This is a genomic window from Limisphaera sp. 4302-co (genome assembly GCF_049537155.1).
Lineage (GTDB): Bacteria > Verrucomicrobiota > Verrucomicrobiia > Limisphaerales > Limisphaeraceae > Limisphaera.
This window is the reverse complement of the sequence record NZ_JBMVQZ010000013.1, coordinates 85,060-107,914: the sequence shown is the minus strand read 5'-3', so window position 1 is coordinate 107,914 and position 22,855 is coordinate 85,060. Positions and strand designations below refer to the sequence as shown.

20 protein-coding genes are annotated in these 22,855 nt (G+C 66.3%); 11 read left to right on the top strand and 9 right to left on the bottom strand.

Features of this window, described 5'->3' with window-relative positions; genetic code table 11:
• Positions 1-34: 34 nt before the first annotated feature.
• From ACPDIX_RS12835 to ACPDIX_RS12810, 6 genes are all read right to left on the bottom strand, one after another.
• Entirely contained in the window at positions 35-835 is an 801-nt protein-coding gene (locus ACPDIX_RS12835) for a hypothetical protein (RefSeq protein WP_423432202.1), read from the bottom strand.
• Between the two features lie 279 nt (positions 836-1,114).
• A complete protein-coding gene (locus ACPDIX_RS12830) occupies positions 1,115-2,005 on the bottom strand; it encodes a phosphoribosylaminoimidazolesuccinocarboxamide synthase (RefSeq protein ID WP_423432201.1) in 891 nt (296 codons plus the stop codon).
• Positions 2,006-2,369: 364 nt separating this feature from the next.
• Positions 2,370-3,230: a sugar phosphate isomerase/epimerase family protein gene (locus tag ACPDIX_RS12825; protein WP_423432200.1), complete on the bottom strand. Its 861-nt coding sequence runs from the start codon at positions 3,228-3,230 to the stop codon at positions 2,370-2,372.
• 165 nt (positions 3,231-3,395) lie between these two features.
• On the bottom strand, positions 3,396-3,593 hold the full coding sequence (gene rpsU / locus ACPDIX_RS12820) for a 30S ribosomal protein S21 (protein WP_165106150.1): 198 nt from the start codon (positions 3,591-3,593) through the stop codon (positions 3,396-3,398).
• A 2,755-nt stretch (positions 3,594-6,348) separates the two neighbouring features.
• Positions 6,349-7,713, bottom strand: coding sequence for an MFS transporter (locus ACPDIX_RS12815; protein WP_423432199.1), 1,365 nt, complete (start codon positions 7,711-7,713; stop codon positions 6,349-6,351).
• A gap of 54 nt (positions 7,714-7,767) precedes the next feature.
• Entirely contained in the window at positions 7,768-9,063 is a 1,296-nt protein-coding gene (locus ACPDIX_RS12810; protein ID WP_423432198.1) for a sensor histidine kinase, read from the bottom strand.
• Between the two features lie 198 nt (positions 9,064-9,261).
• Between ACPDIX_RS12810 and ACPDIX_RS12805 the strand changes: the two genes are divergently transcribed.
• The 5 genes from ACPDIX_RS12805 to ACPDIX_RS12785 all read left to right on the top strand — a co-directional run bounded on the left by ACPDIX_RS12805 (position 9,262) and on the right by ACPDIX_RS12785 (position 14,334).
• Positions 9,262-9,654 (top strand): cupin domain-containing protein, encoded by a 393-nt coding sequence (locus tag ACPDIX_RS12805; protein ID WP_423432197.1) that lies wholly within the window; start codon positions 9,262-9,264, stop codon positions 9,652-9,654.
• A gap of 86 nt (positions 9,655-9,740) precedes the next feature.
• Positions 9,741-10,847: a DNA-processing protein DprA gene (dprA, locus tag ACPDIX_RS12800; RefSeq protein ID WP_423432196.1), complete on the top strand. Its 1,107-nt coding sequence runs from the start codon at positions 9,741-9,743 to the stop codon at positions 10,845-10,847.
• 58 nt (positions 10,848-10,905) lie between these two features.
• Entirely contained in the window at positions 10,906-11,898 is a 993-nt protein-coding gene (locus tag ACPDIX_RS12795) for an NADPH:quinone reductase (RefSeq protein WP_423432195.1), read from the top strand.
• A 112-nt stretch (positions 11,899-12,010) separates the two neighbouring features.
• Positions 12,011-12,997, top strand: a complete 987-nt coding sequence (locus ACPDIX_RS12790) for an SDR family NAD(P)-dependent oxidoreductase (RefSeq protein WP_423432194.1) — start codon at positions 12,011-12,013, stop codon at positions 12,995-12,997.
• Between the two features lie 47 nt (positions 12,998-13,044).
• On the top strand, positions 13,045-14,334 hold the full coding sequence (locus tag ACPDIX_RS12785) for a glutamate-5-semialdehyde dehydrogenase (RefSeq protein WP_423432193.1): 1,290 nt from the start codon (positions 13,045-13,047) through the stop codon (positions 14,332-14,334).
• A gap of 39 nt (positions 14,335-14,373) precedes the next feature.
• Here the strand turns inward: ACPDIX_RS12785 and ACPDIX_RS12780 are convergent, their stop codons facing one another.
• Both ACPDIX_RS12780 and ACPDIX_RS12775 read right to left on the bottom strand, forming a co-directional pair.
• Complete coding sequence (locus tag ACPDIX_RS12780) at positions 14,374-15,027, bottom strand: 5-formyltetrahydrofolate cyclo-ligase (protein ID WP_423432192.1); 654 nt, start codon at positions 15,025-15,027, stop codon at positions 14,374-14,376.
• Positions 15,028-15,048: 21 nt separating this feature from the next.
• Entirely contained in the window at positions 15,049-16,431 is a 1,383-nt protein-coding gene (locus tag ACPDIX_RS12775; protein WP_423432191.1) for a replication-associated recombination protein A, read from the bottom strand.
• A gap of 570 nt (positions 16,432-17,001) precedes the next feature.
• Between ACPDIX_RS12775 and ACPDIX_RS12770 the strand changes: the two genes are divergently transcribed.
• The 5 genes from ACPDIX_RS12770 (at position 17,002) to ACPDIX_RS12750 (ending at position 21,136) form a co-directional block, all read left to right on the top strand.
• Entirely contained in the window at positions 17,002-17,337 is a 336-nt protein-coding gene (locus tag ACPDIX_RS12770) for a putative quinol monooxygenase (protein ID WP_423432190.1), read from the top strand.
• A gap of 83 nt (positions 17,338-17,420) precedes the next feature.
• On the top strand, positions 17,421-18,698 hold the full coding sequence (argA, locus tag ACPDIX_RS12765; protein ID WP_423432189.1) for an amino-acid N-acetyltransferase: 1,278 nt from the start codon (positions 17,421-17,423) through the stop codon (positions 18,696-18,698).
• A 39-nt stretch (positions 18,699-18,737) separates the two neighbouring features.
• Positions 18,738-20,033, top strand: a complete 1,296-nt coding sequence (locus ACPDIX_RS12760; RefSeq protein WP_423432188.1) for a glycosyltransferase — start codon at positions 18,738-18,740, stop codon at positions 20,031-20,033.
• A gap of 166 nt (positions 20,034-20,199) precedes the next feature.
• Positions 20,200-20,970, top strand: a complete 771-nt coding sequence (locus ACPDIX_RS12755) for a hypothetical protein (protein WP_423432187.1) — start codon at positions 20,200-20,202, stop codon at positions 20,968-20,970.
• A gap of 7 nt (positions 20,971-20,977) precedes the next feature.
• Positions 20,978-21,136: a hypothetical protein gene (locus ACPDIX_RS12750; RefSeq protein WP_423432186.1), complete on the top strand. Its 159-nt coding sequence runs from the start codon at positions 20,978-20,980 to the stop codon at positions 21,134-21,136.
• A 65-nt stretch (positions 21,137-21,201) separates the two neighbouring features.
• Here the strand turns inward: ACPDIX_RS12750 and ACPDIX_RS12745 are convergent, their stop codons facing one another.
• On the bottom strand, positions 21,202-21,621 hold the full coding sequence (locus ACPDIX_RS12745; protein ID WP_423432185.1) for a rhodanese-like domain-containing protein: 420 nt from the start codon (positions 21,619-21,621) through the stop codon (positions 21,202-21,204).
• A gap of 142 nt (positions 21,622-21,763) precedes the next feature.
• On the opposite strand from ACPDIX_RS12745, the gene ACPDIX_RS12740 reads away from it, so the two are divergent.
• Positions 21,764-22,711 (top strand): DMT family transporter, encoded by a 948-nt coding sequence (locus ACPDIX_RS12740; protein ID WP_423432184.1) that lies wholly within the window; start codon positions 21,764-21,766, stop codon positions 22,709-22,711.
• The last annotated feature ends 144 nt before the right edge of the window (positions 22,712-22,855 follow it).

The following is a 22,855-nucleotide window of genomic DNA, read 5'->3' as shown; positions in this document are numbered from 1 at the left end:
CCGCCCGGTCGGGTCCGTGGAAACCACCGGCAGGTCAACGAGCCGGAGGGTTGGTCGCCGGCGCGTTCGTCGGCGGCGGGATCACCCGTACCGTGCCGTCGGCGTTGACCTCCACGTTCAGATCGTACTCCTCGGCGGGCCGGGCGGGCCGGCGGGCCGGACCGTGCATGAGCAGCGTGGCTCCGCGCATTTCCGTCCCCGCGCCCAACAAACCGCGCCGGATCCATTCCAGCCGCCGGGCCAGGTTGAGTTCCTCCTTCAACTTGGCCACCTGCGCCCGCAGGGTTTCCAGATCGTTGAACTGACGCTCCAGCTCGGCCTTTTCGGCCAGCAACCGCTTGAGTTCCTGTTGCAAGAAAGCCTTGTCTCCCTCGGCCGCGGCCAGTTTGGCCTGCACATCGGCGATCTGCTGGGTGAGGTTCGTCAGCGCCAGTGTCAGCTCCCGGGCCTTTTCATCCAGCTCGTTGCGCTGGGACTCCAGCTCGCCGATGCGAGCCTCGCGCTCGGCCAGTGCCTTGCGGGTCTGCTCCAATTGGGCACGGGTCTCGGCCAGTGTCCCTTCGGTCTGCTGCAGGCGCGTGGACAACAGGGTGAACTCGTTGGTCAACTGGGTCAGCGCCTGCCCCTGCTCCGTCAGCTGCCGTTCCAGTTCGCTGCTCCTGCGGCGCTCGTTTTCCAGGTTGCTCTCCGCCGTCACCCAGCGGTTCGAGTGAAAAAGAATCGCTTCCGTGGCCTTTTGCTGATCTTCTCTGGCCTTCTGCCGCGCCATCCAAAGACTGATCGCCAGCGCCGCCGCCACCAGAGCGAGCACGATCACCACGACCTTGGTTTTCATATGAGGCCGACAATGCCGGGTTCGCTCACCTTTGGCAAGTCCCGCAGGAACACCCTCCCGGGCCGCGGAAACGTTCGATCCCCCATGTTCCGGGCCGATCCGGGCCGCCCTTTGGCGACCACACCATCGGGCCGGCATGATCTTCAGGGCCTTTCAGGCCAGGGCCAATCGGGGAGGTCCATCCAGCCGGGCGGGGACCTTCGCGCAGGACCGGTCCGGCCCCTTGACCAAGGCCGGGACGGAGCGAACCGGGCCAGCCCCAACGGGACCAATCCCGCTTCAGAGCGGCTGTCCGGTCAACCGTTCATACGCCTCGCGATACCGGGCGCTCGTGGCCGCCACAATCTCCGGAGGCAGGATCGGTCCGGGCGGGGTCTTGTCCCAGTCGAGGCTCTCCAGATAGTCGCGGACGAATTGCTTGTCGAAACTGGGCTGGGCACGGCCCGGTTCGTATCGATCGGCCGGCCAGAAACGGGAGGAGTCGGGAGTCAACACCTCGTCTATCAACAGCAGCCTCTCTCCGGCCCGGCCGAACTCGAACTTGGTATCGGCAATGATGATGCCGCGGGATCGCGCGTAGGCGCGGGCCTCGGCGTAGATGCGCAGGCTCAGCTCACGCACGCGATACGCCAGGTCCTCTCCCACGATGCGGCAGGCTTCTTCAAAGGAGATGTTCACGTCGTGCCCGTGCCGGGCTTTGGTGGAGGGTGTGAAGATCGGTTCGGGCAACTCTTCCGATTCCCGCAGGCCCGGTGGGAGGCGCAAGCCCCCCACCGCACCGGTCTGTCGGTACTCTTTCCAGGCACTGCCGGCCAGGTAACCGCGCACAATGCACTCGATGGGCAACGGCTCGGCTTTCCGAACCCGCATCGAACGGCCGCGCAGCAAGTGGGCGTACGGCTGGAGGGCAGGCGGCAAGGGATCGTCCGGGCCGGCTATCAGATGGTGCGGTATCAATGACTCGAACCGGCGGAACCAGAAACAAGAAATCCGAGTCAGCACCTCACCCTTGTGAGGAATCCCGTTGGGCAGGATGACGTCAAAAGCCGAGATCCGGTCGGTCGCCACCATCAGCAGCTCGTCCCCCAGATCGAAGATCTCCCGCACCTTTCCGCTGCGGAGCCTGGGAATGCCCGGCAGTTCGATCTCCAGCAGAGGTTCGCTCGTCATGAGCCGCATGCTGCGGCCCCGTCCCGGACCCGGCAACTGGAAACATCGCCCCCTTGGATCAGCAACCTGCCGGTCATCGCGATGGCCTCTTCGGCGGGAGTCTGATACGCCGGATGCAGCCGGGACCATGTGTGGGCCGCTTTCGAAGCCGGTCTGAAGGACAAAGGGACGGCCATGGTTACCCGCGGCCGGGGAAGGACCCCGGCCCATCGGGCGCCTGGAGGCACATGCCACGCGAAAAACCGCCGCCGGCAATCGCCGTCCTCAGCGCTCCCGGCTCCGTCAAGCGGGGTCCATCTCCGTTCAGGTGGGGACAGCCACCGGCGGCCATCCTCCGCCCAAGGCTTGTCCGTGCACCAGGCGGCTATTCCTCGCCCCACAACTGCTTGATGTGTGCCACGCCGGCCCGCACCTCGTCGGCGCTCAGGGCCGGACTCAGTTCGAACACCTTCACATGTTCCGGGCGCACCCACGGACGCAACGAGGCAAAATCCACCCGGCCCGTCCCCGGCGGGCAATGGTCCCGGCAGGGTGGTTTGACATCGTGAATGTGGAATCCGGCCAACCGATCCGCAAACGACTCCAGATGCAACATGTGGTGGATCAGCCCCAGCTCCTCTTTGATCTGCGCATGGCCGGTGTCATGCCAGTAGGCCACCGTCGGTTGACTGAATTCGCGGAAGAAAAAGCGCAAGTCGGTCTCGAAAGGGATCTCTTCCAGCGCCTCCCGGTTCTCGATCCCCAGCCGCAGTCCGCGTGCCTCCGCCTCCGGGATCAGGCGACGGAGCGTGTCGTAGGCCCGTTCGACGAACGGTTCCTTCCGCCGTTCGCGCTGTTCGATCGCCTCGGCCAACAGGGCTTCATACCGTGGTGTTTCCCGTCGGCCATCGGCCAGCAATCCTTTCAAACGCTCGGTGTAATCCTTCATCTCCACGCTGCCCATGTGCAGCACCACCAACGGCGCACCCACGCGCACGGCGAAATCGAACGTCTTGAGCGTGTTCTTGAACGCCAGCTCACGCTCCCGCGGCGATTCGGCCGAAAACTGGAAAAGATTGGGAGCCGCGTGCGAGACCCCCATCGGCAGCGGACAGAAATTGTGCAGGCTGGAAATCCGGATCTCGCCCGCGTCAACCGCCTGAAGGATCCCCTCCACCAGGCTCAATCGAACTCCGTGGCTGAGCTCCGCATACTCGAAACCCAACTCGCGGATCTCACGCAACATCTCCCGGCCGTCAGTGTGCCGGTGCGAGTTCCAGCATGTGGAGAATGCGTACATGACGATGCCACCCAACCTGTGGGACCGCTCGCTTCAGGCGCCCGCCCCTGAAAACAAAAAACCGGCCGGCCCGCCGCCGCGGGCTCCAGCCGGCGTGGCGACCTTCGCCGTTCACATCTCGGCGTACCGCGCATTGAGCATGGCGGCAAACCGGGCCGCCTTCTCCTTGCGCCGGCGTCGCTCGCTCGGCTTCTCGTAGTGCCGATGGTTGCGCACAATGCGCAGGATCCCCTCGCGGTCCAGCTTCTTTTTCAGCCGCCGCAGGGCCTTGTCAATCGGTTCACCTTTCTTCAGTCGGATCTCGCTCAAGGTCTATCCCGTCCTTTCCAGTTCTGCCCGGAACAGGCCCTCACGGAACCCGCCAGGGCTGTCCGGTTCAAGGGGCGATCACCTTAAAACCCGACCGCCCCCGCTGTCAACGCCCAAAACCGGCCCGCACCAGATCCACCCCGATTCCATTCCATACGGCTCAGCCGCAACATGTTGCACACTGACACTCCACACGATCGGGAGCCACAGGTGAAGTCCGCCATGCCGCAAAACCGCGGTGTCCCCTGCTTTCGTACGCACGCCGGCGCATGCAGACCCGCCTGCCACAGCAGGACCGAAGCCGGGACGAAGGGAAACCATTCCGGCGCACAGAGCCGGGCAAAGGGGTCAGGATGACCATCGCCGCCGACGGGCAGGGCGTCCCCCTGGCCCTGAGGTCGCTCAGCCCGGTCACATAGCTCCGCCCGGTCAAACAGGGAGTGTTCGATTCGATGCTGACGGAACAAACTCCGGAATCGGCGGTCGGGAACCAGGCAATGTGACAGTGCTGCGTGAAATCGGCATTCGGGCGCCCGGCATGAAGCCGAGCGAGCCGCATTCGGGTGGGTCCCGGCCGGAGACTCGGAGGAAGCAGTGGGATGGGTCCCCACGGCGGTGGCGCCGGCGTGAGGTGGTGAACAGAGGCGGCCCGGGGCGGCATGGAGGAGGCTCTGGTCCGACTTGGAAAAGAGGCCCATGCCGGCTTTTTACGCGTACCTGCCGTTGGCTTGCGCATTCTTTCAGCTCCGGCAGGGCTGGACCGAGCCGGGAAAGGGATCTTGGGCAACCACCTCGTTTCGGTCTCTGCGGATGCTGCGTCCCTGCGTTCATCCCATTCCTCTTTGCCTCGCGCGCCGACCCCGTCGGGCCCGTGCACCGGTCGTGCGAAGCCATGGTTCTCATGCAGCAAGCTCTCCCTTTTCTCCCTGCAGTCCCAATCTTGCCCTCAGCAAACGGTTCTCCATGCTGTCGGGCTGGCAAGACCCGAAGCGGCCCTCATGGCACTTCCGGCTCCACCGGGTACGGGCCCCGTGCTCCATCCGAGATGCCGCAAAATGATGCGCGCGGGACCCGTCACGAAGCCTGGCAATGCAGGAGAGAAAGGCACCACAAATCGGCAGCGCTTTTCCCCGGGTTTGGCCGGTGTGGCCGCGGAGGTGATTGCGTGCTGACCCTCGCCCCGGGAGTGCAGGCATGCGGACCGGGCAGTTCGCCCGATTTCACATTCTGATCCGGTTGACCAAGCAGGTGGCCGTCCTCCAAAGGCCGGCCAACCCGCACGCGCACGAGGAGGATCCACGTCCGCCTCCGCCCGTGAGAAAGTCCTGGTCGGCCATCCAGCCCCAGCGCCAGCCCGGGCGCCCCGCAGTCCAACGGCTCCCGGTTCAGGGAGAAACCGACCGGGTACAGAACGCCATGACAAACGGTGCTCGAAAGCATCTTAACAGGCCTCAACCGAGCCACACATTCCGGCCCGCGGCCTTTCACCGTACCGTTCATCCAGACCGGGCTCGAATCTGTCCAAGGCGAAGACGAAACGGATCGGCTCCCCGGCAACCGCGGCTCCATCCATGATGAACCGGACCGGCGGGAAGTGCGGGAACAGTCATACTCATACTCCACCCAGAGGCTCCATGCGTTAACGTGAGCCGGCCGAACGATGCATTCCCGGCGCGCCGGGCGCTGCCCGTCCACCCAGCTGGTCACCCTTCCTTCCGCAGTTGAACCGTCCGGGGCCCCTGCCACAAACCTGCCGCGGTCGGTCCATTCCACCTTCATCTTGAGCAGGTACAGCCGGTAGAATCCCACCAGCCGAACAGGCTCGATATCGTTGGTCCGCCCGTAATGCATCCGGAAAACGCCGTGGTTGGTTGGACTGTATCCCGGCCGTCCCTCTCTCGGGATGAGGCGAAGCAAATCGTTGCCCGGCCCCAGCCCCATGGGCGCCGAATCAGGGCGGCCGGGTCCGAACTCCCAGTAATACTCCGAGTTGGCCTGCACGACCTCCTCCGTGTCTCGAGGCGGTGCTCCGAGCCGCGGCACGCCGTCCCGGACAAAAACGTCGTACTGCGGAGAGTCCTCCATGTGCTTGATGTACCAGCCGCCCGGTTGCAAGGCCACTCAAAGCGGGCCCAACCCTGGGCTCTTCCCGAGATGTGCTTTCCCTGGATGAAGCATCGCATCCAGTTGCGTGGTCAGCGGAAAGCGATCCTCCGGATCCACGAAGGACCTTCCCAATACTGTTGGAGTAAGTTGACGTTTGCGTTGGTTTCCCCTCCCATGCATCCTGGCAAACCGCATTGCAGCAACCACAGGCTCAGCAGGCAGACGTTCATCAGGCGAAAGATCGCGAACGGCGCAGGCGCAGACGGGTCCTGGACGTGGCAACAACGCCAAGGTCCGTGCCCGTCTGTTCTCTTATGGAAAGCTCCGTGCGGCGGCTCCTGTCACCAACGAAGATGCCAGGCACCGCCACTCTTGTCCCGCCGAGGCGTGAGTGTACGAGGATTGGGCCCATCTGCGCAGGGAGGGAAAGGTGCTTCGACCCTCCGCACGCTTTGGTCCACACCCTGATCATCACGAGACCGTTTGTAGGATGAAAAAAAGTCTCAAGCACCTGTGTTGAACCTCCTGCCGCCGGGTCCGGCAGATGCCACCGTGGCCCCGCTCACCCCGGAGCACACTCGCAGGGGGTTCAGTGCCCGTGGGTTGAATGAATGCCCTCGCCGACCGGCTGCGAACGGGCCCTGCCCTTTTATTCCGACACCTCCTCCACCAATGCACCGGCGCGACGGCCGCGACGGCCCTCCGGAATCTCCGGCACCAACAACAACGTGCCGGCCAGGATGAGGCCCACGCTCATGGCCGCCACCTGACCCACCGTGCAATGCTCGATCAGGAAAAAAGCCGCCACCGGTGCCAGCAGACCCCGGACCCCCGTGAAAAACGTGTGCACGCTCATGTAATCGGCCACCCGACCCGGCGGGGCGAACTTGGTCACCCACAGACTCCAGGCCACGTCGCCCCCGGCGTTGGAAACTCCGAAAAGAACGGCCGCCAGCACCAGTCCCACCAAGTGATCACTGGTGAAGAACGTGCCGATTCCAACCGCGAATCCCAGATTCAGCGCGATGCGCAGCACGAAGAAGTTGGCCCGGTCGAACAGCCAACCCCAGAACGGACTCATCAACAGCCGGGCCAGATTGGGGATCACTCCCGTGAGAAAGGCCACTCCGGCCACGCTCAGCGGCTGGCCTCCAACCGTTACTCCGTGCCGTGCGTTGGCCAGGTATTCCACCCGCAACGGGAGCATCATCAGGTTGCCGAAACCCATCAGCATCCACATCACCAGCGTGCGGCGAAAGAGTGGATCCTCCCGCACGAACCGCAGGGCCTTGAACGGGTGGGTGCCGCCGGAGCGTTCCAACGGCCGGGAAGGGCATCGGCTCATGGCCCACCCCGCGAGCAAAAACGCCAGGGAGAACACCAGCAGCAAAACCGGCCAGCGTTCGACCCGACCCGAAAGGGCCCGACCCGCCACCTCGCTGAAGGCGGCCGCCACGGCAATCCGGATCATGACCGTGCGCGAGAACAACCGGCCGCGTTCGTGTTCCGGATAATTGTCCTGGAACACCTGGGTCATGAGGGGCACGGCCATGGCCAGACAGGCCACGGCCACGGCCGCGCCGGTCACGTAGACCGGCAGGATGCGGAAGGTGGCCATGGCGATCAGAACAGCCGCCCCGGTGAAGGCCAGCGCTGCCGCGGCACGGGTCACCGGCCAACCGGCCCGTTCGACCCGGGAAACCAACCACGGTGAAAGCAGGAATCCCACGCTGCCACCGCCGGCCACGAGTGCCTTGGCCCACGCGCCGGCTTGGAACCAACGCACCGCAATGAGCAGCAGGAAGGTCGTTCCGGCCGTCTCCAGAATGCCGCTGGCCACCGCCCGCCAGCGTTCGTAGTAGTAGGTTTTCTCGCGCAGCACCGCCGGGCTCACGCCGCGCCTCCGCGCGCCGCCCGCTGCGGCCTCCGTCTCGGAGCCCGACGCCGCACCTGCGCAGCCAAAAAGGGTGCGCTCCGCACCCTGGTCGCGATTCTCGGGCAAAGGACGAGCCACGCGCCAGCAACCTCCCCCCGTGGCAACGGAACTCCGGGGCCTCCCGCGAGCCGGTCAGCTCGCCCCCCCGCCGGCCGAGGGCAGACGCACGGCCGGGAAATAGACGGTGAAGGTGGTGCCCTGACCCGGAGTGGTCTCCACGTGAATCGCCCCACGCGCCGCCTTGACCAGTCGTTGCACGATGTTCAGCCCGAGGCCGGTGCCCTGTTGCCGGTCCTTGGTGGTGAACCAAGGATCGAAGATCCGGGCCAGCACTTCCGGCGCCATGCCGGGTCCGTTGTCGCGGACCTGCATGGCCAACAGGGGCGGCGTGTTATCGAATCCCTCCATGTTGATGAAGCGCGTACGGGGCGTGTCGCGGAACTGCGAGAGGTCGAGCGCCGTTTCGTACACGCGTCCCTCCACCTCCACGCGATGCGGTTCGGGACTGCACTGGAAGGCGTTGACAATCAGGTTCAGCAGCACCTGGATGAAATCCGTGCCGTTGGCGCGCACAGCCACCGGGTCGGTCACCGGATGCAGGACGAACTCGTGCCGTTGGGAGCTGGGATGCACCCGCACCAGTTGGGCCAGGTCTCCCAGCAGCTGTTCCACCCGCCCGCTGAGGGTGTCCTCGCCTCCCCGCCTCAGATAACTCAGGTAACGGCGGGAGATTTCGATGCAGTTGGTCACCTGCCGGGTGATCACCCGCAACCGCTCACGCAGAAACTCCAGATCGGCCGGTTCGAGTCGGTCGGTCTGGCTCAGCCGCTGGTTCAGCATCTGGAGATAACCGGAGATGACGGTCAGCGGCCCGTTGATGTCGTGGATGATGCTGGCGTAAATCTCTCCGCGGGTTTGGGCGATCTGCTCGGAGATGCGTTGGTTCTGCAATTCGGCGCGCAGGGCCTGGACGTGTTCGGCGTTGTGCCGCAGTTCATAATCGAGCGTGTGCCGCTGAAGCGCCCGGCGCACCGCGGCCCGGATGGTCGCCACGTCGAACGGCTTGTTGATGTAGTCGCACGCCTGCAGACGCAGCGCCTGCCGGATGGTCTCGGTGGTTTCGTACGCGGTGATGACCACCACCTCGATCCCCGGATTGACATGTTTGAGCCGTTCGAGAACCTCGATGCCGGACATGCCGGCCATCCGGATGTCCGTGATGGCCACGTCCACCGGATGCTGCTGGGCCAGGGCAATGGCGGTGGGACCGTCGGCCGCCAGCAGGACCTCGAACTCGTCCTTGAAGATCACCTGCAAGGACTGGCGAGGTCCCTCCTCGTCATCCACGATTAACAGAACCGGTTTCCGGCGCGGCAAGGCGTTCACCGGCGCCGTCCTGGCTGCGTCCGGTATCAACGTGGTGCTCATGTCGTTCTTCCGCTCGTGCGATCCCCGCCCGGGCCGCCCGCGGACGGCCCGTCCCGCTCATAAACGCATCTTACAGCGGATCGGCCCCATCTCAAGCCCGCAATCCCCGGCACCTCCGCGGTTACCAACCCCTCCCAAGGCCGCCCCCGCCCGGATCGGGGCTGGCCCGATCGCCCGTTCGTGCTACGGTGGAGGTGCATGAATCCGACGGTGACGGTGGAAAACCTGCCGGTGATCCGCGACGCCCGGGGTTGGGTGGTCGAACCGGTGGAGGAACGGCATCTGCCGGGGATCCGCAACGTCCACGTGGTGTGGACCGAACCCGGCCGGTTGCGAGGCAATCACTATCACCGGGCGACAACCGAGATCCTGCTGGTCACCGGGCCGGCGCGTGTCTGCTGGGAAGAGGAGGGCCGGCGGCAGGAAACGGTCGTGGCCGAGGGCGAGGCCCGTCGCTTCTTTTTCCCGCCCGGGGTGCCTCATGTCATCCAGAACATCGGCACCCGCCCCATCGTGCTGGTGGCTTTTACGAATCGTCCCCATGACCCGGCCCGGCCCGACACGGTGCGTCACGTGTTGATCGAGGCCTGAACCGCCGGTCCAACCGCGGAACGCCCGGCGCCCGCACGCCCGGGAGCTTGCCCGAAACCCTCCGCCGCGGTAAGGGGAGCAGCGGCATGGACGAGCGGGAAGCGTTCATCGCGCTGAACATGATCGACCACATCGGGCCGGTGCGTGCCCGACATCTGCTCAACCACTTCGGATCCGCCGCCCGCATCCTCCGGGCCACGCGCGATGAACTGCTGCGCGTGGAAGGCATCGGGGAGGAAACCGCCGAGGCCATCGTGCGGTGGGAGGAACAGGTGGATCTCGGCAGGGAACTGCAACGCATCCGCGACTTCGGCTGCCGGGTGCTGATCCCCTCAGACGAGGAGTACCCGGCACTGCTCCGCCAGGTCTACGATCCGCCGCTGGTGCTGTATGTGAAGGGCCGGTTGTTGCCGCGCGACCGCAACGCGGTGGCGATCGTCGGCTCGCGCATGACCACCCATTACGGCATGGAGGCTGCGCGGAAACTGGCCTGCCAACTGGCCTGGGTGGGCGTGACCGTGGTCAGCGGCGGTGCCCGCGGCATTGACACGGCGGCCCACCAGGGTGCCCTGACCGCCAAAGGCCGCACGGTGGCCGTGCTGGGCACCGGGATCAACCTGGTCACCCCGCCCGAAAATGCCGAATTGTTCGAGCGCATCGCCGCGCAGGGGGCGGTGATCACCCAGTTCCCCTTCAATCGCCCGGCCGACCGGCAGAGTTTCCCCATCCGCAACCGCATCGTGGCCGGGATGACCCTGGGCACCGTGGTGGTGGAAGCAGGACTGCACAGCGGGGCGCTGATCACGGCCAACTTCGCCCTGGACTACGGGCGCCAGGTGTTTGCCGTGCCGGGGCGGATAGACTCCCCGCAAAGCAAGGGCTGCCACGATCTCATCAAGAAGGGGGCCAAACTCTGCGAAAGCGCCGAGGACATCCTGACGGAGTTCGAATACCTCTTCCCGCCGTCCAACCGGACGGGAACCGGTCCACCGGCAGCTCCGGGGCCGGCCCTCGAACTGCCCGAAACCGAGCAACGGGTCTGGGACGCCCTCGGCACGGAGGAACGGTCCGTGGACGAGATCATCCGGCTCACCGGTCTGCCGGCTGCAACCGTCGCCGTCGCCCTGCTGGCCCTGGAGATGAAACGGTTGATCCGACAGCTGCCGGGCAAGATCTTCGTCCGCGCCCGGTGACGGGCGAACGGACGCCCCACCTTGACAGGGCGAGGGCCCTCGGTTTTGGCTGGCTGGCATGAAAGCGGCCTTCATCCGCCGAACCGGTCCGCCGGAGGTGATCGAGTACGGTGAACTGCCCGATCCGCAACCGGGCCCGCGTCAGTGCCTGGTCCGGGTCCGTGCCGCGGACGTCAATCCCATTGACGTCTATGTGCGCAGCGGCGCCGTTCCCGCCCCGCTCTCCTTTCCGTGGATCCCCGGACGCGACCTCGCCGGGGAGGTAATCGCCGTGGGCGCGGAAGTGCGCCGGTTCAAGCCCGGCGACCGGGTGTGGGCCACCGGTCAGGGGTTCGCAGGCCGGCCGGGCACGTTTGCCGAGCTGGCCGCAGTGGACGAAGAGTGGCTTCACCCGATACCCGAGGGTGTCGAGTACGAGACCATCGTGGCGCTCTCCCTCGTGGGAATCACGGCTCACCTGGCACTGTTCCGCTGCGCCCGCCTGATTGCGGGGGAGACGGTGGTCATCTGTGGTGCGGGCGGTGCGGTGGGATCGGTGGCCCTGCAAATGGCGCGGCTGACGGGTGCCCGTGTGGTGGCCCTGGCCGGCAGCGCGGAGAAGGTCGCGGCATGCCGCGAGTGGGGCGCCGACCTCGCCCTGGACTACCACGATCCCGGCCTGCCGGATGCCATCCGAAAGTTCGCGCCCGAGGGCGTCCAGGTGTGGATCGAGACGGGCCGGAACCCGGATTTCGATCGCATGGTGGGTCTGACGACCCTGAATGGGCGGATGGTGGTGTTTGCCGGTCGCGACGCCCGCCCGCCTTTTCCCGTCGGTCCGTTCTACGTGAAGAACCTCACGCTGTACGGCTTCGCCATGTTCAACTACCCGGCGGCCGAATTGCGGCCGGCCGCCGAAGCGATCAACCGATGGACCGCCGAGGGCCGGCTCCGGATACGGATCGCGCACGTGCTGCCGCTGGCGGAAGCGGCGCGGGCGCATCGCCTGCAGGAGGAAAGCACCCTGCACGGCCGGGGCAGCTGGTTTGGCAAAATCGTGCTGAAACCATGAAAGTCCGTCGGTCTCGGGCAAACCTCGGAACCCGACCGGTGAGTCGGGCGCCGGCAACTTTTCCCGGGCCGGCCCGCCGCCTGGTGGTGCCTGTCAGCCGGAGAATCCACGCATGAAGGTGCTGGTCACAGGCGGGGCCGGTTTCATCGGCTCGCACCTGTGCGAGCGTTTGTTGGCCGCAGGGCACAGCGTGTGGGCGTTGGACAACCTGGATCCGTTTTACGATCCGGAGATCAAACGCGGCAACCTGCGCGAAATCACGCGGATCTCCGACCGGTTCCATTTCGTGCAGGGGGACATCACCGAGCCGGAGCCGCTGCGGCGGCTCTGTCACGAGGTGCGGTTCGACCAGGTCGTGCACCTGGCGGCGCGGGCCGGCGTGCGGCCCAGCCTGGAACAGCCCGCGCTGTACCAGCGCGTCAACGTGGAGGGGACGGTCCACGTCCTGGAGGCGGCCCGTGAAAGCGGCGTGCGCAAGCTGGTGCTGGCCTCCTCGTCCTCCGTGTACGGTTGCAATGCGAAAGTCCCCTTTGCCGAGGACGATCCCCTCACCGCCCCCATCTCCCCCTACGCCGCCAGCAAGATCGCCTGCGAAGCGCTGGGCCACGTCTACCACCACGTATACGGGCTGGACGTCGTCATGTTGCGGTTCTTCACCGTGTACGGGCCGCGGCAGCGACCCGATCTGGCCATCCACAAGTTTGCCCGGCTGATCCGGGAGGGGCGGCCCGTGCCGGTCTACGGGGACGGTTCCAGCGCGCGCGATTACACCTTCATCACCGACATCCTGGACGGCATCGAGGCCTGCATGCGCCAGGACTTCGGCTTCGAAATCTTCAACCTGGGCGATTCAAGGCCCGTCCGGCTTGATCGCCTGATCGAACTGCTCGAACAGGCCCTGGGCCGGCCCGCCCAACGCCGGTGGTTGCCCGCCCAACCCGGCGACGTCCCCATCACCTACGCCGACATCCGAAAGGCGGCTGCACGCCTCGGTTACCAACCCCGCGTGCCGCTGGAGGAGGGTATCCGACATTTCGTGGCCTGGCTGGACCGCGCCTCGCCCCCACCCGGTCCCGGCTCCGGCGGGAGTTCGTCCTGAACCGACCCGGCGTTGCACTGCGCGCAACGGGCGGTAAGCTGAACCCCATGAATCTGCAGGAACAACTGACCGAGCTGGCCCGTCAGGCGCGGGCCGCCTCGCGCGCCCTGGCCCTTCTCACCACCGAGGAGAAAAACCGCTGCCTGCGGGCCATGGCCGATGCACTGGAGCAACAGACCCCGGCTTTGCTCGAGGCCAACCGGCAGGACATGGAAGCCGCCGCCGCGGCGGGTCTGCGGCCGGCCATGCTGGATCGGTTGCGGCTGGACGAAAACCGCGTTCGCGCCATGGCCCGCGGCCTGCGCGAGGTGGCGGACCTGCCCGATCCCGTGGGCCGGATCCTGGAGGAACGCGTACGACCCAACGGATTGCGCCTCCGCAAGGTGGCCGTCCCCATCGGCGTCATCGTGATCATTTACGAGGCACGCCCGAATGTCACGGCCGACGCGGCCGGCCTGTGCTTCAAGTCCGGCAACGCCACCATCCTGCGCGGCGGCCGCGAGGCGCTGCATTCAAATCAGCTCATCGCACAAATCCTCGTCGGCGCAGGCCGGGAGGCGCTGGGCGACCGGTTCCCCGCCCACGCCATCCAGGTTGTCCCCACGGCCGATCGCGAGGCCATCCCGATCCTGCTCTCGCTCACCCAGTACGTGGACCTGTGCATCCCCCGCGGTGGCGAGGGTCTGATCCGTGCCGTGGCCGAGTGCAGTCGCGTGCCGGTCATCAAACATTACAAGGGCGTCTGCCACGTCTATGTGGACGGCGAGGCGGATCCCGACATGGCCGAGCAAATCGTGCTCAACGCCAAGTGCCAGCGCCCGGCCGTCTGCAATGCCATGGAAACCCTGCTGGTGGACCGGCGGATCGCCTCGTCCTTCCTACCCCGCATCGGCCGTGCCCTGGCCGCGCGCAAGGTCCAGCTCCGGGTGGATTCGGCCGCCCAACAACTCTTGCAGAATCTGCAGACCGAGCCGCCCTTGGAGCTGCGCCCGGCCACCGAACAGGACTGGTACACCGAATACAATGATCTGATCCTCAACGTGCGCGTGGTGGACGGCGTCCAGGAAGCCATCCGCCACATCAACACCTACGGCAGCGCCCACAGCGACGCCATCGTCACCCGCAATGAGACCACGGCCCAACAGTTCCTGGCCGGTGTGGACGCCGCAGCCGTGTACTGGAACGCTTCCACGCGGTTCACCGACGGCGGCGAGTTCGGCATGGGCGCCGAAATCGGCATCAGCACCGACAAGGTGGGCGCCCGCGGTCCGATGGGCTTGGAAGAGCTGACCAGCTACAAGTGGATCGGCCTCGGCCAGGGACAGATACGAACCTGAAACCGGGCCTTTCGAGCTCCCCCGGCCGTTGCCCGCGCCTCAGTCCGGCCGGGAACCACCCGGTTCGCCGGCCCGCCCGGCCCCCCCGGCGCCGCCCGGGTCGAACCAGCCCGACGCGGTGACCACGGCGTGCACCGGCACATCGTGCGGGAGCACCGGCACCCGTTCGATGTACTGACATCGGAAGGCAACCCCGCAGCGAAAGCCCCGCGTGCGGGCCAGCAACACATCGTAGTAACCCCAGCCCCGCCCCAGCCGATTCCCGCGGCGGTCGAACGCCATCCCGGGCACGATCAACAGGTCCGGTTCCTCCCAGCCCACGCTGGGCAGGTCCGCCCGGGGCTCTTCGATGCCGAACCGGGCCCGAACGACGTCATGCTCCGGTTCGGTCACCACCGCCGGCGCGTAATCGCGGGTCTCGAGATTGTAACGGGGCAGGGTCAACACCTTGCCCTCGGCCAGGGCCCGGAACCAGAGCGGCCTGACGTCCGGTTCCGTACGCATCGGCGCAAACAACATCACGACCCGCGCGCGCCGCCAGACCGCGCTGCCGAGCAGGTGTTCGCAGATTCGTTGCGATTCCTCGGCCCGCTGCGCCTCGTCCATCGCGTTCAGGCGGCGGTTCATCTCCGCCCGCCAGCGCAGTTTCAAACTCTCGGCGGCGGCGCGCCCGGCCTCTTCCCATTCGCCCATGGCTCAATCGGTCCGGGTTCCCTACGGCTGGTCCCCCGGGGATGGCCGCCCTTGTTCCCGGAGGCCGCGCCAGTATCGAAGCCGTTCCTGGATGCGTTTCTCGGCCCCTTGGTCGGACGGCTCATAAAAGGTCTTCTCCACACCGAGATAATCCTGGGCCACGAAATGTCCGGGGTGATCGTGCGGATAGAGGTACCCGGCACCATGGCCGAGTCGTTCGGCGCCCCGGTAGTGGGTGTCTCGAAGATGCCGCGGGACCGGCTGCGTGCGGTTCTGGCGCACATCGGTCAGCGCAGCTTCGATGGCCTTGTAGGCGCTGTTGCTCTTCCAGGCGGTGGCGATGTAGACGGTGGCTTCGGCCAGGGGAATGCGTGCCTCCGGCCAGCCCACGCGTTCGGCGGCTTCCTGCGCCGCCACGGCCAACACCAACGCCATGGGATCGGCCAAACCCACATCCTCGGCCGCACAGATGACCAACCGCCGGGCGATGAACCGGGGATCCTCACCCGCGTGGATCATCTTGGCCAGCCAGTAGAGGGCCGCATCCGGATCGCTACCCCGGAGGGATTTGATGAAGGCCGAGATCGTGTCGTAATGCGCGTCCCCGGCCGCGTCGTACACCACGGCCTTCTTCTGGATGCTCTGTTCGGCCGCGCCCAGGTCCACTCGAATCACGCCGTCCGGACCCGGCGCGGTGGTCAGCGCGGCGATCTCCAGCGCATTGAGCGCCTTGCGCGCGTCGCCGTCGGCCACCCGGGCCAGATGTCGCAGGGCTTCCTCGCTCACCTCCAGCTGCATGTGGCCCAGGCCGCGCTCCGCATCAGCAAGCGCCCGTCGCATCAGCACCATCAGGTCCTCTTCCGACAAAGGCTGCAGTTCGAAGATCTGGGAGCGCGACACCAACGGGGCGTTGACGAAAAAGAAAGGGTTCTCCGTGGTGGCCCCGATGAGGCGGATGACGCCCGATTCCACATCCGGCAACAGCACATCTTGTTGCGCGCGGTTCAACCGGTGGATTTCATCCAGAAACAACACCGTGGGCCGGCCGGTCCGTTGAAGACGGTGCGCCGCCGCCGCCAGCACACGCCGTACCTCCGCCACGCCGGTCTCCACACCGCTCAGCCGTTCAAAATGCGAGCGTGTATGGCGGGCGATCACCTCCGCCAGCGAGGTCTTTCCCGTGCCGGGTGGGCCGTAAAGGATCAGCGACTGGATGCGATCGGCCTCGATGGCGCGGCGCAACAACCGGCCCGGGCCCAGGATGTGCCTCTGCCCGACAACCTCCTCCAATGTCCGCGGCCGCATCCGGGCCGCCAACGGCATGGCCGAATGCCCGGCCGCCGCGGATGCGTCGCCGCCGCCTGAAGCTTCCTGGGATCGGCTGAACAGGTCGTCCTCCGCCACGCAGGAAAGGTAGGCCCTCCACCCGGCGCCGCCCAAGCCGGAAAAGAGCCCGGTAGCCGCCGGGCCCCCTGCCGGCGCCAGGCCGGCGACCAGTGGGCTGAACAACCGACCCTTCGGTTCCCTGCTGAGCACAGGCCAACGGACCCCTGAGTGAGGAAACTCCCCCGGCGGGAAGCCAGGGCAGCCTCTTGTTCCCGGAGGAAAGAGGCCGACGCAGCCGCACCGGGCAGGCGCCCGGCAACATACAGCGAAGGGGGCCCCGCAATCCCGCCGCCCCGCACGGCAGCCCCGGGTCCCTTCCCGTCCACACACCGAGCCCCGAGCCCTGCAAGGGCGATCTCGGGCAAACCCACCCGCCCGCCCACCTGCACCAGCGGCCGGGCACATCCAAGGGCTCCGGCGCCCTTCGTCCAAGGCGGCTTCGCCCGCACCCGGGGAATGTGGATCCGCCATTCGAAACGGGCCCGCCGCGCCGCCGACCGCCGGGAGCGGACCAGCCGGTGGTCCGGTCCGTGGGATTGCAGAACCGGCGGCCCCTGCGGTAAGGTCCGGCCCGGAGCAACGAACACCATGCATATCGTGCATGTCCACGTGCAGGTAAGGTCCGAGTGCGTCGAGCCGTTCCTCGAGGCCACACGCCTCAACGCCCGTGAGAGCCGGAAGGAACCGGGAGTGATCCGATTCGATGTCCTCCAGCAGGCAGACGATCCGACGCGGTTCGTGCTGGTGGAGATCTACCGGGATGCCGAAGCCGCGGCTGCACACAAGGCCACCGCGCATTACGCGGTCTGGCGTGACACAGTGGCGCCGATGATGGCCGCGCCCCGTCAGGGCATCCGGTACCGCGATTGTGCACCGGCCGGGGACAGGGATCCAGCCGGCTCCGCTGCGGCGGATGCCGCCTGAGTGAGCCCGACACGAATGAGGCATTCCCACCAGCGAAAGGTCTGCCGCGCAAGGTCGCGCGGCGCGAATGGGAGGTTGGGACCGTGAGACCGACCGATTTGCGAGGCATCCTGCAGTACGTCCCGCAGTTTCGGGACCGCACGTTCGTGATCGCCGTGGACGGTGCGGTGATCACGGACGACAATTTCCCGAACCTGCTGTTGGACATCGCGGTTCTGCGGTCACTGAACATCCACGTGGTCCTGGTGCACGGGGCGGCGGCGCAGATCGAGGCCCTGGCCCGGGAACAACAGATCCAGCCCTCCAACCTCGACGGCGACGGCGTGACAGACGCGGCCACGCTCCGTCTGGCGCTGACGGCTTCGAACCGGCTCACGCACGAAATCCTGGAGGGATTGGCCGCCACCGATTTGCGGGCCGCCTGTCCGAACGCAATCGTGGCCTACCCGGCCGGGATCCTGCACGGCGTGGACCGCCTCTACACCGGCAAGGTCGAACGGGTGGACGTCCAACTGCTGGAAACCCTGATCCAACACGGGATCGTTCCGGTCGTCCCGCCGCTGGGTTTCGACGGCGAAGGCCACACCTACCGCCTGAATTCGGACAGCGTGGCGGTGGCGGTGGCCACGGCACTCAAGGCCGTCAAACTGATTTTTGTCACCACCCGCGATGCCCTGGAACACAACGGAAAACCCATCCGGCACATCATGGTGGCCGACCTGGAACAACTGCTGGCCCAGCAGCCGGACGGGTTCCCCCGCGAGCTGCTCTCGAAGGCGCGTCACGCCGCGGCCGCCTGCCGCGCCGGCGTGCACCGCGTCCACATCATCAACGGCCGGATCAACGAAGGTCTGTTGGCCGAGGTTTTTTCCAACGAGGGCGTCGGGACGCTGGTCTACGCCGACGAGTACCAGCAAATCCGGCGCGCCCTCAAAAAGGATGCCCGCACCATCTATGCCCTGATCCAACAGGCGGTGGCCACCGAAGAGTTGATGCGCCGGACCCGCGCCGGCATCGAGCGACAAATCGGGGACTATTACCTTTTCGAGATCGACCGCAACCCCGTGGCCTGCGTGGCCCTGCACCCGTATCCCGAGGAAGCCAAGGGCGAGGTGGCCTGCTTGTACGTCAAACCCAGCCACGAAAACCAGGGAATCGGCCGCAAACTGCTCCAGTTCGTGGAAAATCGCGCCCGCGAGATGGGCCTGCGCACCTTGTTCGCCCTCTCCACCCAGACGTTCATGTATTTTCAGACCAAGGCCGGCTTCGTGGAAGGGTCGCCCGAGGACCTGCCGCCGGCCCGACGTGAAAAATACGAACAAAGTGGCCGGCGTTCGAAAATCCTGATCAAACACCTTTAACCGCCGTCCCGGAACCCTCCGGCCCTCACCGTTTTCATCATGGGCAGCACCACCTGCATCCTCAGCATCGGCACCCCAAAACGCATCGGGTTCATCTCCACACGCCTCAAGGGCACCGACGGCGTCACGCTGGAGGCCCGCAAATGGGCACGCATCCTGGAAGACATGGATCACCAGTGCTTCTGGATGGCCGGCGAACTGGACGCGCCCCCCGAGGTCAGTCATCACGTGCCCCTGGCCTTCTTCGGACATCCCGAGATCGCCGACCTGCAGTCGCGGCTCTTCGGCGTCACCACGCGCAGCCGGGAAACCACCGACCGCATCCAGGCCATCAAACAACAGCTCAAGGAGGAGATCTACCGCTTCCTCGACCGCTTCAACATCGAGGTCGTGATCTCGGAGAACATTCTCTCGCTGCCCATGCACGTGCCGCTGGGCCTGGCCATGGTGGAAGTGCTGGCCGAAACCGGCCTGCCCACCATCGCTCACCACCACGACTTCACCTGGGAACGCGAGCGGTTCGTCATCAGCGCCGTCAACGATTACCTGCGCTGCGCGTTTCCGCCGGCTCTGCACCGCATCGAGCACGTGGTCATCAATTCCATGGCCCAGAAGGAGCTGGCCCGGCGTTGCAGCCTCCCCTCCGCCATCATCCCCAACGTGCTGGATTACGAAACCCCGCCACCGGGCATGGACGATTACAACCGTGACCTGCGCAGGGAAATCGGCCTGGCCGATGACGACTGGTTCATTCTCCAGCCCACGCGCGTGGTGCCGCGCAAGGGAATCGAACACGCCATCGAACTGGTCCGCCGCCTCAAGGATCCCCGGGCCAAACTGGTCATCTCCCATCCCGCCGGCGACGAGGGCAACGCCTACGTGGCCATGTTGCAGGACCGGATCGCCGACGCCGGCATCGAGGTCAAATTCATCGCCGACCGCGTGGGCGAAAAACGCGGCCTCAACGCCGCGGGCCGGAAGGTTTACACCCTGTTCGATGTCTATCCCCACGCCGACCTGGTCACCTACCCCAGCTACTACGAAGGTTTCGGCAACGCCTTCCTGGAAGCCATCTACTTCGGCAAGCCCGTGGTCGTGAACACGTACGCCGTCTACGCGCGCGACATTGCCCCGCTGGGCTTCCGCACCATCGCCATGTCCAACCTGGTCACCCGCGAGGTGGTCGAACAGGTGCGGGAGATCCTGCAAAACGCACGGCTGCGCGAGGAATGGGCCCGGACAAACTATCAGCTCGGCCTGAAATATTTCTCCTTTGCCGTGGCCCGGCGCAAACTGGTGGCGCGTCTGGCCAACCTGTTCGGTGAAGGGCTCTGACCGGTCCACGCCCGCGGTCCGGCCTTTGCCCGCGCCGGATGGCGGCCGTCGCCCGGCCCGGGTCGGACCGCACGCCCGACCGGACATCGGTTGCGGAAACACGGTTGACAGGTGGAGCACCCGCCCCTAGGCTGCGACCGTTGATCGCTGTGGAGAGGACGCACACATGCTGATTCGCATCAGTCTCATTATTGCCTTGGTGGCCGGTTTGGCAACAGCCGGGATCAACCTCTTCCAGGTCCGGACCAAGTTCGAAACGCTCAAGGCCGATCGCAACAACGAGCGATCGCTCAAGGAACAGGCACTGGCCGAGCTGAGTTCCACCCGGCAACAACTCAACCAAACCACCGCGCAGCTCAAGAAGGCCGAGGAGGAACTGGCCACCGCCCGCAAAGAACGCGACGAAGCCGTCGCCACGGCCGAAACCCAGACCCGCCGCGCCAATCAACTGGACGAGGAACTCAAAAAGACCCGGGCAACTCTCGAGGATGCCCGCGCCGAGCTGGCCCGTTGGAACGTGCTCGGGATCCCGGTCGAACAGGTCAAGGAAGTGGTGGCACTGAACCGGCGCCTGCTCGAACAGGTTGAGGTCCAAAAAGAGGAGATCGAGGCCCTGATCCGGGCCAACTCCCGTCTGACCAACGAACTGGCCCGCGTGTTGGGCGGCACCGAGTACGTGGTCCGCCTCCCGGCACATCTGCGGGGCAAGGTCATCGCCTACGATCCAAAGTGGGATTTCGTCGTGGTCAACGTCGGCGAGGAGCAGGGTCTCCTCGAATACGGCGAGCTGCTCATCAGCCGCAACGGCCAACTGGTCGGCAAGGCCATCGTCCGGAAGGTGGAAAAGGACCGGGCCGTTGCCAACCTGGTGCCCGGCTGGAAACTCGGCGAGCCGGTGGAGGGCGACGAGGTCCTCCCGGCTCACCCGGCATCCTGAACCGTCCATGAAACGGTCGTTCTGGCTGGCCCTGTGGTTGGGATGGGTCTGCGTGGCCGGCTGGGGTTGCAGTTCGACCGACCCGGCCAACCGTTCGGCCCGTCCTTGGAACACTCCCAAACAGTGGGAGACCGGTCTTCCGACCGGGATTCTGGAGGGGCGCTGAACCCGTCGGAGAAGCCGGCGCGCGCCTCTGGTGTGCCTTGCCCCGGCGCCCTGCGTTCAGCCCGATCACCCGCCTGTGTCCGCCGGTCGGTTCGCCGTTCCTGACGATCCGCCAGAGCCCGTTTCGACCGGCCAACCGGCCATCAACAACGCGCGATATCCGCCAATGAGCGATACCACGCGCCGATACCCCATCCGCTGCGCCGACTCCGCGGCCAGCGCCGACCGGTACCCTCCGCCGCAGTACAGGATCAGCTCCATGTCCTTGTCAGGAAACCGCCGTTCCAGGTCCCGCTCGAAAATGCCCCGGCCCAGATGCACCGCGCCTCGTGCATGGCCGGCCTGCCATTCATGGTCCTCGCGCACATCCACCAACACCGCGGAGGGATTAACCTCCAGGCGCGCGCGCAATTCGGCCACGCTGATTTCCGTGATCTTCTTTTTTGCCTCGTTGACCAGCGCCAGAAACCCGGGTGAATGCTGCATGGCGTCAGCCTACCTCCGCACCTTTCACACGCCAAGCGCACCGGCGAAACCCCGCTTCCCCTCCCTGCTCGCGCGGCGGACGCACCCGCCCCGGCCCCGCACCCACACGGGCCGGATCGCCGCCGCACCTCCGAACTGAGGCATGTGCAGGTCCGGTCCATCCTCGTTACCGATTTCCCTGGGACTGCTTGCAGCGGTCTTTCTCTGGGGCGGCAACAACACCGGCGTGCGCTACCTTGTCCAATCCTGGCCGCCGGTGTTCACCGGCAGCACACGATTCCTCCTGGCGGGGTTGCTCTTGTTGGCCGTGCTGCGCGGGACACACTGGCTGGGGCCCTGGCAACCCGTGCCCCGCAAACTGAACGGTCCGCTCTGGTGGCGCGGCGGCTTCAGTCTCGCCGCCTACATCGTGGTCTTCAACGAGGCGCTCCGCCATACCTCCGCCTCCCACGTGGCACTCCTCCTGGCCGCCTCGCCCGTGTGGGCCCTGCTCGCCGAGGGCCGACCCCCATCCGCCCGTCACGCCCTCCGCGCGTACGGGGCCGCCGCGCTGGCCCTGGGTGGCGTGGCCGTGTTGGTGGCGCCGGAGCTCCAACAATCGGGCTGGAGCTGGAGAGGCGAGCTGTTGGGGTTGCTGGCCAGCGTCTTGTGGACCCATTACGGACGACAATGCCGCTGGCTCGGCCAGCACCTCCAAGGAGCCGAGGTAACCGCCCATTCCATGTGGCGGGCGGCGGTCTGGCTGGCCCCCTGGGCCGCCGCGGAATGGATGACCCGCCCCGTCCCGATGCGCGCCGACCTGCTCGGTGTCCAGATCTATTGCGCCCTGGCCGGCGGCGTGGCGGCCTTCGGCCTTTGGACTCATGCCCTGAAACACTGGGAGGCCAGCCGCGTCCTCCTGTTCAACAACCTGATTCCCCTGACCACGATGTTGTGGGCGGCCTGGTTTCTCGACGAACCCGTCACCGTCCGATTCTTCATGGCCCTGGCCCTGGTGCTGGCCGGCGTCTGGCTGGGTCAAAGCCCCCGGACGCACGCTCCCGACGCACCGACCACCGTCCCGCAATCGCCCACCGCCAACCCACCGTGACCGGAAACCCACACGGTGCCGGCCCGGTCCACCCCACCTCCCACACCTCCGATCCAGTCCGCCGTGCATCCGGCGCGCGGCCCCTTTCGCCGTCCAGCTCCAAGCCGGGCTTCCAGGCCCCGGCATTCCCCGACGGGTCGGTGA

Coding starts and splice junctions, on each gene's coding strand:
- ACPDIX_RS12835 (WP_423432202.1), bottom strand. CDS start 835: ATGAAAACCAAGGTCGTGGTGATCGTGCTCGCTCTGGTGGCGGCGGCG.
- ACPDIX_RS12830 (WP_423432201.1), bottom strand. CDS start 2,005: ATGACGAGCGAACCTCTGCTGGAGATCGAACTGCCGGGCATTCCCAGG.
- ACPDIX_RS12825 (WP_423432200.1), bottom strand. CDS start 3,230: ATGTTGCGTGAGATCCGCGAGTTGGGTTTCGAGTATGCGGAGCTCAGC.
- ACPDIX_RS12810 (WP_423432198.1), bottom strand. CDS start 9,063: ATGAGCACCACGTTGATACCGGACGCAGCCAGGACGGCGCCGGTGAAC.
- ACPDIX_RS12805 (WP_423432197.1), top strand. CDS start 9,262: ATGAATCCGACGGTGACGGTGGAAAACCTGCCGGTGATCCGCGACGCC.
- dprA (WP_423432196.1), top strand. CDS start 9,741: ATGGACGAGCGGGAAGCGTTCATCGCGCTGAACATGATCGACCACATC.
- ACPDIX_RS12795 (WP_423432195.1), top strand. CDS start 10,906: ATGAAAGCGGCCTTCATCCGCCGAACCGGTCCGCCGGAGGTGATCGAG.
- ACPDIX_RS12790 (WP_423432194.1), top strand. CDS start 12,011: ATGAAGGTGCTGGTCACAGGCGGGGCCGGTTTCATCGGCTCGCACCTG.
- ACPDIX_RS12785 (WP_423432193.1), top strand. CDS start 13,045: ATGAATCTGCAGGAACAACTGACCGAGCTGGCCCGTCAGGCGCGGGCC.
- ACPDIX_RS12780 (WP_423432192.1), bottom strand. CDS start 15,027: ATGGGCGAATGGGAAGAGGCCGGGCGCGCCGCCGCCGAGAGTTTGAAA.
- ACPDIX_RS12770 (WP_423432190.1), top strand. CDS start 17,002: ATGCATATCGTGCATGTCCACGTGCAGGTAAGGTCCGAGTGCGTCGAG.
- ACPDIX_RS12760 (WP_423432188.1), top strand. CDS start 18,738: ATGGGCAGCACCACCTGCATCCTCAGCATCGGCACCCCAAAACGCATC.
- ACPDIX_RS12755 (WP_423432187.1), top strand. CDS start 20,200: ATGCTGATTCGCATCAGTCTCATTATTGCCTTGGTGGCCGGTTTGGCA.
- ACPDIX_RS12750 (WP_423432186.1), top strand. CDS start 20,978: ATGAAACGGTCGTTCTGGCTGGCCCTGTGGTTGGGATGGGTCTGCGTG.
- ACPDIX_RS12745 (WP_423432185.1), bottom strand. CDS start 21,621: ATGCAGCATTCACCCGGGTTTCTGGCGCTGGTCAACGAGGCAAAAAAG.
- ACPDIX_RS12740 (WP_423432184.1), top strand. CDS start 21,764: ATGTGCAGGTCCGGTCCATCCTCGTTACCGATTTCCCTGGGACTGCTT.